Source organism: Microcystis sp. M113S1 (assembly GCF_020246945.1).
Taxonomy (GTDB): Bacteria; Cyanobacteriota; Cyanobacteriia; order Cyanobacteriales; family Microcystaceae; genus Microcystis.
In genome coordinates this window covers 1-10477 of sequence record NZ_JADBSA010000360.1, presented here as the reverse complement: position 1 = coordinate 10477, position 10477 = coordinate 1, and the positions used below count along the sequence as shown (strand labels likewise).

The window sequence follows — 10477 nt, the reverse complement described above, 5'->3', positions numbered from 1 at the left end:
TTAACTTTAAACTCTAAGACAAACATTTTACGCAGGGGGTACTCAGACAAAATCAGTATATCACAATAAAAGTTAAGTTAACAAGATATAGTTTAAAAAGCCGTCCTAAAAGGACGGGGCTTTAACCCAAAATTTCGGTAAAAAACCGCCGCCCCCCGCGGAAGCGAGGGTGAATTCGACCACGAAAGCCGCTAAAATCGAGCCAACTATCGCATCGAAGGCATTTCCGCCCATTTCTAAGATTAATTGTCCAGCTTCGGCAGTTTTTGGATGTCCTGCGGCGATAGCGCCCTTGCTTTTGCGAGTCACTTTGATCGAGGTGTGGGGGTTGGGGGTTGGGGGTTGGGGGTGTGGGGAGAACAAAGCTGCCTCCTACCTCCTGACTCCTGAATAGGGCTATTTTTTCAACTGCTTAACCGCTTGATAGATTTCGGGTAAACGCTTGTAAGCGGCTGCTACCTTGAGGAATAGTTTATGAGGCATAGCGGGAGAACCAGAAACCACTTCTCCTGCCCCGATATCGTTGTGAATGCCAGTTTGGGCGGTTGCGATCGCACTGTCCCCGATCACTGCTTGATTGGCAATGCCCACCTGTCCTGCTAAAATAACGCGATTGCCCAATTTTACGCCTCCTGCCATGCCTACCTGTCCGGCAAGGGCGCAAGCTTGGCCAATTTGGCAATTATGGGCAATATGGACGAGATTATCGATCTTAGTCTGGCTACCGATGCGGGTTTCTCCCACTGCCGGGCGATCAACGGTGCTATTACAGCCAATTTCTACCCCATCTTCTAAGACCACGATACCCGATTGTTCCATCTTAAACCAGCCTTCGGGAACTGGCACAAAACCGAAGCCCTCAGCACCAATAACAGCACCACTGTGGATAACGCAATCATTGCCGATTTGTACCCGTTCATGGATGGTACAGTTAGCGTGGAGAATTGTGCGATCGCCAATATGCACTCCGGGGTAAATAACGGCGTTAGGATGAATGCACACCCCATCACCGAGGGTGACATTTGCTTCTACCACAGCATGGGCCCCGATGGCGACTTTATCGCCGATTTTAGCCGATGGATGCACCACGGCGGTGGCGTGAATGTAGGGTTGGGGCTGAAAGGGTTGATAGAATAATTTGATGGCGTGGGCGAATAAAAGTCGGGGATTGGCACTAGCTAACCAAGGGATGCCGCGTTCGTCGGCCTGTTGTTGTAAATTGCTATCAAGGGGTAGAATTAGGGCAGTAGCGTCAGTTTTGGCGACAAAGGCAGCAAATTTTCCCCCTTCGATATAGCTAATGGTATCGACTAGGGCGGTTTCGATGGGAGTTATGGCTTTAATTTCGGGATTTCTGTCGGGATAGGCGGTCAAACTCTGGGATTGCACTAAAGGGCTTAATTTTTGGGCAATTTCACTAAATTTCATAAATATATACTGCGATCGAGATAGGGCTTATGATAGGATAGTTTAAAACTATACTGATAATCTTGTCGTTATCATAGTCAAAAAAGTTGCTAGTTTTTTAGGGAATAATCCCTGTTTTCCATTTCAACAAAGCCGATGTCGATCTGGAGCAGTTTTGGAGATAAGTTTGCTCTCTCCAAAACCGATTGAGTTTATTTTTTACGACTCGATCGAGTTAATAAAATTGACCCGAACAGTATTAATCTGATCGGAGTTGATGGTTCGGAAACTGTTTGAAAATTCAGGTTAAAAATTCCTGACTCTCCCCAAGAAAACCTAGGCTCTACCAGATTAAAAATGGCTGAATATTTTCTAGGTTGAGAGGCAACAAACTTCCGTAAAAAGGAGAAGTTATCGAAAAATTGGCTTGAAAACCCCGTAGTTTCACGACGGCTTTTGTTGATCTCTTCGGAACCTTGATCGGTTAGGGTAATTGAAGATGCAACAGACCGCTATTTTTTACGCCTTGTCGTTGAGATTAAACTGGAAACCCTTCCCAATAACGGGCAATCAGTAGGGATTAATCTAGGGATTGCCAACGAGTGCCACCCTCTCAACATTTGATCTGTCGGTCATCACTGCCACGGAGAGCACGGTGAGGAGGTCAGATTTACCAAATATATTTAGAGCTTGCTGAATAAATCTAAAAACCTTGTTGGATAAGACTTTTAGACCTTTTTGAAATCCAAAAGTGCCTCGTCTGGGATTGTTCAGGGGGAAAATTCCGGGACTTTTTCCCTGAAAATTAGGTAATTGAGCAGATGAAAATCGGTAAAACCCTACACCCCACACCCCACACCCCACACCCCACCGAAAAACTTTTTGCCGCAAACCCTATTTAAACTTAGGGTTGATCTAGCCTATGCTAAAAAGAGGGGGATTAAAATCAATCGCTCCTAGACTTTAATTGAAAATTTAGGATATTGCACCGATGGGCAATCTATTTGATGATGTCAGTCGCTTTCTTGAAACCCAACTGGAAGAATTTCTCAGAAGTCATCCCCAATTAGAATTACAGGCGCTGGTGGAACAACTGCGCGAACAGGAGCGCGATACTGCTAAACTGATTAGCGCCCTAGAAAATGAGCGTCAACGTCTCGAACAGCAAATTTTGGCCACTGCCCAAGATATCCAAACTTGGCACGCTAGAATCGATAAGGCTAAGGCCGCTGGACGGCAGGACTTGGTTAAGGCTGCTAGTGAACGCGAGGCGGCCCTATTTCGTCAGGGTAATCAACTTTGGGGACGGATGGAAGGGGTGAAAAAACGTCTGAGTCAATCCCAAGAGTTACTGCAACAAGTCCAACAACGTCGTCAAGAAGTGCAAATTAAAGCCGAAAAATCCCCTAAAAATCAGTCCCGTGACTGGGAAACCAGTTTTTGGGATCAACCCCAAGAATCGGACTATCAGCGCTCGAACTACGATAATCTCGATCTAAAATTTAAAGAATGGGAAATGGAAGAAGAATTGAAAAAATTAAAGCGAGAAATGGGACGATAACTATTGTTATTAGGGGAACTAGGGAAGTGGGGAAGTGGGGAAGTGGGGAAGTGGGGGAATTTCAACTAAAACCCTAAAACCCTAAAACCCTAAAACCCTAAAACCCCAACCCCCAACCCCCAACCCCCAACCCCCAACCCCCATCCCCCAGAATTGTTCCTCTTAGAAAACGATGGCATCTCAAGCACAAAATCCTGAAAATCAACCCTCCTCTACTCTCGAAGAAATCCGGGCCGCTCGTTTAGAAAAAGTGGCAGGATTGCAAAAAGCTGGCGTAAATCCCTACGCTTACCAGTGGAAATCTACCGCTCACGCTCAACAATTACAAGAGCAGTACGCTGACTTAGCGCCGGGGGAAGAAATTAGCGTCGAAGTAGCCATTGCTGGTCGGATTATTGCCCGAAGAATTATGGGTAAACTAGCCTTTTTTAACCTGCAAGATGAAACGGGAACGATTCAATTATACCTCGATAAAAAACGCATTATTGAAACCATGGCCGCCGTGCCGAATGCCTTTAACACGGTGATTAAACTGACCGATACGGGAGATATTTTAGGAGCAAAAGGCACAATTAAACGCACAGAACGCGGCGAATTATCTATCTATGTAAACGAGTACGAAATTCTCACCAAATCCCTCTTACCTCTACCGGATAAATGGCACGGTTTAACCGATGTAGAAAAACGTTATCGACAAAGATATGTGGATTTAATTGTTAATCCAGAAGTGCGACAAACTTTTCGCCGTCGCGCCCAAATTACCGCTGCCATTCGCAGATATTTAGACCAAGAAGGTTTTATTGAAATTGAAACTCCCGTGCTACAAAGTGAAGCGGGAGGAGCCGATGCTAGACCGTTTATCACCTATCATAATACGCTGGAGATGGAGTTATATCTCCGCATTGCCACCGAGTTACATCTAAAAAGATTAATAGTCGGTGGTTTTGAAAAAGTCTTCGAGTTAGGCAGAATTTTTCGCAATGAAGGGGTTTCTACTAAACACAACCCCGAGTTTACTTCCATCGAAATCTATCAGGCCTACGCCGATTATTATGACATGATGGAGTTAACCGAAAACATTATTGTTAAGGCTGCACAAGATGTTTTAGGTACGCTGAAAATCACCTATCAAGACACGGAAATTGACCTAACTCCCCCTTGGCGACGAGTGACTATGCACGAATTAGTCCAAGAAATAACTGGGGTTGACTTTAATAGTTTTGATGATTTCGATTCGGCTCGTATTGCCGCAGAAAATGCCAGCATTGGCGTTCCAGAGGACTGTAAAACCATCGGTAAGCTCCTAAATGAAGCTTTTGAACAAAAAGTCGAAGAAACCCTAATACAGCCCACTTTTGTACTAGATTTCCCCGTGGAAATTTCGCCTTTAGCTAAACCCCACCGCTCAAAAACTGACCTCGTAGAAAGATTTGAATTATATGTGGTTGGACGGGAATTAGCTAATAGTTTTTCTGAGTTAACCGATCCCATCGATCAACGGCAAAGATTAGAAGCACAGGCACTCAAAAAAGCGGCTGGAGATTTGGAAGCGCAGGGAGTTGATGAGGACTTTTTAACCGCTTTAGAATACGGAATGCCCCCCACGGGAGGCCTAGGAATTGGCATCGATCGCCTGATCATGTTATTAACCGATTCTGCCAGTATTCGCGATGTGATTGCTTTCCCCTTATTAAAAAGTCAAAGTACAGCGATTAAATCTTTTGACTACGATCAGGAAAAAAAAATTCTGAAAGTGGAATTTAATCACGGTGGTATCTATCTTTATCATGATCTACCTTTGGCAGTATATAAAGATTTTCAGTCTGCACCATCGAAAGGACAGTTTTTTGTCGGACAAATTCGCGATAAATACAGTTTTGATAAGGAATTGTAAAAGTTAGGACTACTTCAGTTATCAGTTATCAGTTATCAGTTATCAGTTATAATTCATAATTCCTTTTTACCTTTTACTTCCTGCCAAGTGTTACCGACTCCCTGTAAAACCCCGCGAATTACTAACCCAATACCGCGACCGATAACTTGGATAAGAATATAGACTACTCCCTTACCCACCACCCGAAAAAAAGCGCGTAAACGCGGAGATAAAGAGTCTCTTAATTCTAAGGCGATCGAAACTAACCAAGGTATGCCTGTTAAACTATTTAATTCTTCCTGTCGGGGGGAATAAATGGCTAGAGATTTGATTTGTCCCTCGCTATAGTGAAATAATTGATATTGACTTTCAAAGATATCTTTGGGTTCTTGCCAATATTTTTTCCGTCGGTATTTCCAAGATAATTCATTGCGGATTTTAGCTAATTTTCTGGCGATGAGAAATTCTGAACGGTAAAGTTTTTGTTTGACTCTTTCCGATTCCGAGAAGTTATTGAGAATAATTACTGTCACTGCATTGGCAATATTATGAATGAGATTTTGCAGCAGAATTTCGGCTCTGGCGATGGTTTCAGGAGCATTAGCCCGGTATTCTACTCCGTCAATAGTTAAACTATTTTCGTACAATAAATAGGAAAATAAGTCAAGAGTAAAAGGAATTTTATTGAGGATTTCTGTTTGAATTGCCTCTCTTTCTTCCAGAATAATTTCGTTAAGTCTGCTTTTACTAATTTCGTCAGAAACCGAGGCATTAATTTCTAAAAATTTACGGGTAACTTTCTCCCAGATATCGTAAATAATCAGATTTAAGCGACTGGTTAATTCCCCGCTGCTAATCTGTAAATATCTCATTTCATCGACGTTTTTGCGAATTTCATCGAGAACTAAATACAATAATTCCCGTTGCCGATTATCCTGTAAAACATCAATTTCAAAACTTATCTTGGTTCTATTAATTAAAGGCGATCGAATGACCGCTAAAGTCGATTCAAAAACCGCCGCAACACAGAGGGGACGCTCGCGGCTTAAAATTGGTAATTCCCCAGCGATATTGTTAATTATTACCGGGGGTGTGACTGAAGCTGAATTGTAATAACTACCTTCGAGAGGAATTAGTTTTCTGACTAGCCATAGAGCCGCTAAAAGTTCTCGTTTTCTTCCCTGCCAGTAAAAGCGATCAAAGCCGGATAAAGACTGTTGATTGAGGTGGAGATCAATTAAATGTAATTCACTTTCGATGCGATTTAATCCCGTTTTTCCAGCAGTGATTAACCAATGGCTAGGGGCTAAACTTGGACGAGTAGCAATGGTGAGAGGAGAAGGGGCGACATCGTGGGTTTCATCCCGGGAAATTTGCCCTAAAATAGTGATAAATTGCTCTAGGTTTGTGCCTTTGGGAATATAACCGGCGATGCCTAATTCTCTGGCGATTAGTTGCTGTCTGGAATCGAGAGGAAAGGTTAATAAAACAATTTTACTTTCGGGATAGCGAGAGTGGAGAATTTCACAGTAAGACCAATCAAAAAGAGGATCGATAAGGATAATTTCGGGGGCCGGATTAAGAGTCAAAGCGAAAATTGTTTCTAAATCCCCTTCGGTGACGATAGTAATATTTTCTATCTGCGACAAGGCCTGCACCAGACCCAAGCGAAAAATCGGGTCATTATCGATGATAATTAGGGTGAGAGGGCGATCGATCACAAGAGTTGCCGTCTGTCAACGGAGACTATTCACAGGGGCAATTATACAGTTATCTGGCTCATTTGTTTTGTTTATAGCCATAAAAATCGATGCGATAATCGGTAATTTTTACCCCTGTCGATTCCTCGATCTGTTTAATTAATTCCGGGGGAAGTTCGATATGCACATCGATTATTTGTTGACTGTCCAGACAATTGACGTGACTGTGGGAATCGCTGATGTTACCGTAGAGTCTGCCGTCCCAGCGTTCCACAGATTCGATAATGCCCTGACCCGATAGAGCCTCTAGGTTTTGGTACACTGAGGTATGACCGATGTTCTTTCCTTGCAGATTGAGACGATCATAAATTTCTCGCGCTGATAGGTGTTCCCGCGCTTGCCATAGCAATTCTAAAATATAGCGACGCTGACGACTAACCCGCATTCCTAAAGTTTGACACCTTTCGATCGCATCTTCTAAACACCGGATCGGTTTTTGTTTTACCTCCACATTGTCCATCGTTGTTTCCCTTGACCTCCGCCCTAATACATACTCATTACCAGTTTAGCTTAGTCTTTCGATCGATGTCCACATTGTCCCCCCAACCCCTTACCTACAGGTAAGGGTTTTTTTTGTCAATACTCAAGACTATTTCTCGATCCACATTACACAATTCTGGTTCTAAGTCAATAGCCTTTACAAAACTTCAAAAATTGCAACAAAAAAAAATGTTATCCCTATGGGCTTTTTTTGGGCAAGAGGATCAATGTAGTCCCCTGATTGTCTCGGTTTTCCCTTGATTTGAGATTTAATGCTAAAACTAAGCCCACAGCATACCACGATCATACCATATTAGTAAATGTAGGCAACCCCGATTTACAGCCAAATTTTGGCAAATTCAGGAAAAACACTCTCCTTGTAACTTACTTGTTACATTTAACTAATCGCCTAAAATATTTAAATATTTTAATTGTTTATCTTAAATTTATAATTTTTACTTATGCGTGAAGGCTGATTAACTAGGGTTGGGCAAAAAAGCTTGTAAGCTCTATTTAAGGTCAGTCGAATCGGTTAGTATCGGGAGACAGATGTGACTTGTATAGCTTCCCAGTTTTTGAGATTTGAAGACTTTTTAGCAGCATTTTGAATTATCAGCCATAGAAATCTTCGTCAAGAATTTGTTCTAAGGAAAAAGGGCAGTCTAAGGGATAGGCTTCCTCTGGAGGAATCGCAATGCCAAAGTCAGCCAATTTACTTTCCTTGATGGCAATTTTACGACCTTTAGGATAGGTTTTATCGATGGCGATTGCTACATGAGATTTCAAAGAAGGGGTGTTTTCCAGTAAGGCGATAACTCGTTCCCTATGTTCGACAATGGAGCTATACCAGCTAGATTTCATGCTTTCAGGAGCGGAGGATTGTACTTGTAATTTCAGTAAATGAGCCAGCAAAATCATTAAATTTCCTTCCAAGGCATTTTTATCTGATTTACCCAATTCTTTCAACTCCTCAACCAAATGAGATACATCTAATGCCTGAAAATCTCCTTGTTCCAACTGACCTATTGTTGTGATCAGCCATAATTGAAAATCTTGTTCATAGAGTTCTGATTTAGTTATCATAATTGCTTCGATAATAGTTAATCTAGACTGAATTATACTCTATTTTGCAGATTTCGGATGTTTCTAGCGGTAAATGTTAAGTTTTATTACAGGATTTAACATTTGCACCTATTCCCTATTCCCTTATCCTTAGGATAAGCTGTTAATTAAGCATTTAACAGGTAAGAGGCACTCTTGCAACAGTAAAGAGATAGGCGGTTAAAATACATCTTAGCTTAAGGACTAGAGAATATTATGAGACTAGAAAGAGAAGATTTTGATTGGGCGGTACAACAAAACCTAATTACTGCCAGCCAAGCTGAAAATTTATGGACGGCTTTTTTATCCCGTTATCCCCAAGAAGATGAAGTTAATCGCCCTCGTTTTAATTTTGCCAATGTGTCCTATTATTTTGGGGCATTAATTGTTATCTCCGCCCTGGGGTGGTTTATGAACGAAGCTTGGGAGAGTTTCGGCGGTGCGGGCCTATTTTTTATCGCCCTGATTTATGCAGTTTGTTTTATTTTTACGGGAAAAAATCTCTATTTTCAGCAAAATCTCAAAATCCCCGGCGGCCTTTTATTTACCATGGCAGTGGCAATGACTCCCTTAGCAATTTATGGTTTACAACGCTGGACAGGATACTGGCAAGCTGGCTATCCGGGCATCTATCGAGATTTTCATACATGGATTAAAGGTAGTTGGTTTTTAATGGAATTAGGCACGATTATCGCAGGATTAATAACCTTGAGATTTGTTAAATTTCCTTTTTTAACTGCACCGATCGCTTTTAGTCTGTGGTATATGTCAATGGACTTAACTCCTTTACTATTTGGAGAGAACGAATACACATGGAGACTGCGAATGTGGGTATCCTTTTGGTTTGGAATTGCCTGTTTAATAACTGCCTATTTAATTGATGTACGTCAGCGTCGCAGTCGGGGAGATTTTGCTTTTTGGCTATACCTATTCGGATTAATTATGTTTTGGTTTAGTCTATCTCTCCTCATCGATGATAATGAAGCACAACGATTTTTGTACTGTCTAATTAACTTGGGATTGATGTTATTATCCGTCCTGCTAAAAAGAAGATTATTTGTGGTTTTCGGAGGTATCGGAGTATTTGCCTATCTTTCCTATCTCTCCTATCGTCTCTTTGTCGATTCAATTTTCTTTCCCTTTGCTCTAACCGTCTTGGGACTTGGTATTATCTATATGGGAGTTCTGTATCAGCGTCATTACCCAACCCTGGCTAGATTTATTGAAAGTTATATCCCTCTCGAATGGCGCAATTTATTACCCAAAGATAGATAATTAGGAGAAATGGGGATATGGGGACATGGGGATATGGGGACATGGGGAAATGGGGAGATTCAACTAAAAAAAACCAAAACCCCAACACCCCAACACCCAACACCATCTTTTTTACTTTTATGAAAATACTTATCGTTGACGATGAAAAAGAATTAACCGAACCCTTAGAACAAATTCTTGCTCAAGAAGGCTATGACGTTGATATTGCTAATAATGGTCGGACGGGGTTAGAATTGGCCCAACAGAATAATTATGACCTCTTAATTCTCGATTGGATGTTACCCCAGCAATCCGGATTACAAATCTGTCAATATTTACGCAATCAAGGGGACACCACTCCCGTTTTATTTCTAACCGCTAAGGATACCATAGACGATCGAGTGGCGGGATTAGATGCCGGTGCTGATGATTATTTAGTCAAACCCTTTCAACTGCGAGAATTATTAGCGAGAGTCCGCGCTTTATTGCGTCGTTCTCCCAATTTTGAAGCTAGTAATAGCAGTAAATTAAAATCTGCTGATTTGGAACTCGATAGCGAAAATCAAGTGGCCTATCGTCACGGTCGCACGATTAGTTTATCAGTCAAAGAAGTACAATTGTTGACTTTATTTATGACCCATCCGGGTCAACTTCTCACCCATGAACAAATTTATCAGCATCTCTGGTCAGAAGGAGAGCAACCTAATAGTAACGTGGTTCCTGCCCTGATGCGCTTGCTGCGTCGTAAAATCGAAGCGGACGGAGAAACACCTCTAATTAATACTGTCTATGGGAAGGGCTACCGTTTCGGGGAAAATTAGGGAATGCTGAAGGATAATGAGAATAAGTAGCTGGTTATAATTAAATTAAAAATGGATTTTAGGTTCGATCCCCCCTTGATAAGCTATCCATTAGTCAGATCTTTCTTAACAAAAAGAGAAGAAACTTAAAAAAAGGGGAAACGATTGATAGGTATAGTTTTGAAAGAAGGAATTAAGGTGGAGGTAAGCAAAAAAATGGAGAAATGGGCAGCCCAAGAAT

General features: G+C 41.8%; 8 protein-coding genes and 2 pseudogenes. 5 read left to right on the top strand and 5 right to left on the bottom strand.

Features of this window, described 5'->3' with window-relative positions:
- Positions 1–138: 138 nt before the first annotated feature.
- Both IM319_RS18315 and lpxD read right to left on the bottom strand, forming a co-directional pair.
- A pseudogene (locus IM319_RS18315) lies at positions 139–309 on the bottom strand (gamma-glutamyltransferase); the annotation flags it as partial.
- A gap of 87 nt (positions 310–396) precedes the next feature.
- Positions 397–1428, bottom strand: coding sequence for a UDP-3-O-(3-hydroxymyristoyl)glucosamine N-acyltransferase (lpxD, locus tag IM319_RS18310; protein ID WP_287736509.1), 1032 nt, complete (start codon positions 1426–1428; stop codon positions 397–399).
- 459 nt (positions 1429–1887) lie between these two features.
- Between lpxD and IM319_RS22775 the strand changes: the two are divergent.
- The 3 genes and pseudogenes from IM319_RS22775 to lysS all read left to right on the top strand — a co-directional run.
- Positions 1888–2026: pseudogene (locus IM319_RS22775) on the top strand (RNA-guided endonuclease TnpB family protein); the annotation flags it as partial.
- A gap of 372 nt (positions 2027–2398) precedes the next feature.
- Positions 2399–2968: a TIGR04376 family protein gene (locus IM319_RS18305; protein ID WP_287674886.1), complete on the top strand. Its 570-nt coding sequence runs from the start codon at positions 2399–2401 to the stop codon at positions 2966–2968.
- Between the two features lie 172 nt (positions 2969–3140).
- Positions 3141–4862: a lysine--tRNA ligase gene (gene lysS, locus IM319_RS18300; RefSeq protein WP_287736508.1), complete on the top strand. Its 1722-nt coding sequence runs from the start codon at positions 3141–3143 to the stop codon at positions 4860–4862.
- 53 nt (positions 4863–4915) lie between these two features.
- On the opposite strand, the gene IM319_RS18295 is transcribed toward lysS, so the two are convergent.
- The 3 genes from IM319_RS18295 to IM319_RS18285 form a co-directional block, all read right to left on the bottom strand.
- Positions 4916–6562, bottom strand: a complete 1647-nt coding sequence (locus tag IM319_RS18295; protein WP_287736507.1) for a DUF3685 domain-containing protein — start codon at positions 6560–6562, stop codon at positions 4916–4918.
- A 58-nt stretch (positions 6563–6620) separates the two neighbouring features.
- Complete coding sequence (locus IM319_RS18290) at positions 6621–7061, bottom strand: Fur family transcriptional regulator (RefSeq protein ID WP_286826592.1); 441 nt, start codon at positions 7059–7061, stop codon at positions 6621–6623.
- Positions 7062–7693: 632 nt separating this feature from the next.
- Positions 7694–8164, bottom strand: coding sequence for a DUF29 domain-containing protein (locus IM319_RS18285; RefSeq protein WP_286826593.1), 471 nt, complete (start codon positions 8162–8164; stop codon positions 7694–7696).
- A gap of 234 nt (positions 8165–8398) precedes the next feature.
- On the opposite strand from IM319_RS18285, the gene IM319_RS18280 reads away from it, so the two are divergent.
- Both IM319_RS18280 and rppA read left to right on the top strand, forming a co-directional pair.
- Complete coding sequence (locus IM319_RS18280) at positions 8399–9457, top strand: DUF2157 domain-containing protein (RefSeq protein ID WP_287685473.1); 1059 nt, start codon at positions 8399–8401, stop codon at positions 9455–9457.
- A 119-nt stretch (positions 9458–9576) separates the two neighbouring features.
- Positions 9577–10257 carry a two-component system response regulator RppA gene (gene rppA, locus IM319_RS18275; protein ID WP_286826595.1) on the top strand — a complete coding sequence of 227 codons (681 nt, stop codon included), beginning with the start codon at positions 9577–9579 and terminating at the stop codon, positions 10255–10257.
- Positions 10258–10477 lie beyond the last annotated feature (220 nt).

Bases quoted from the DNA above. Each gene is read 5' to 3' on its own strand.
- lpxD (WP_287736509.1), bottom strand. From the start codon at position 1,428: ATGAAATTTAGTGAAATTGCCCAAAAATTAAGCCCTTTAGTGCAATCC.
- IM319_RS18305 (WP_287674886.1), top strand. From the start codon at position 2,399: ATGGGCAATCTATTTGATGATGTCAGTCGCTTTCTTGAAACCCAACTG.
- lysS (WP_287736508.1), top strand. From the start codon at position 3,141: ATGGCATCTCAAGCACAAAATCCTGAAAATCAACCCTCCTCTACTCTC.
- IM319_RS18290 (WP_286826592.1), bottom strand. From the start codon at position 7,061: ATGGACAATGTGGAGGTAAAACAAAAACCGATCCGGTGTTTAGAAGAT.
- IM319_RS18285 (WP_286826593.1), bottom strand. From the start codon at position 8,164: ATGATAACTAAATCAGAACTCTATGAACAAGATTTTCAATTATGGCTG.
- IM319_RS18280 (WP_287685473.1), top strand. From the start codon at position 8,399: ATGAGACTAGAAAGAGAAGATTTTGATTGGGCGGTACAACAAAACCTA.
- rppA (WP_286826595.1), top strand. From the start codon at position 9,577: ATGAAAATACTTATCGTTGACGATGAAAAAGAATTAACCGAACCCTTA.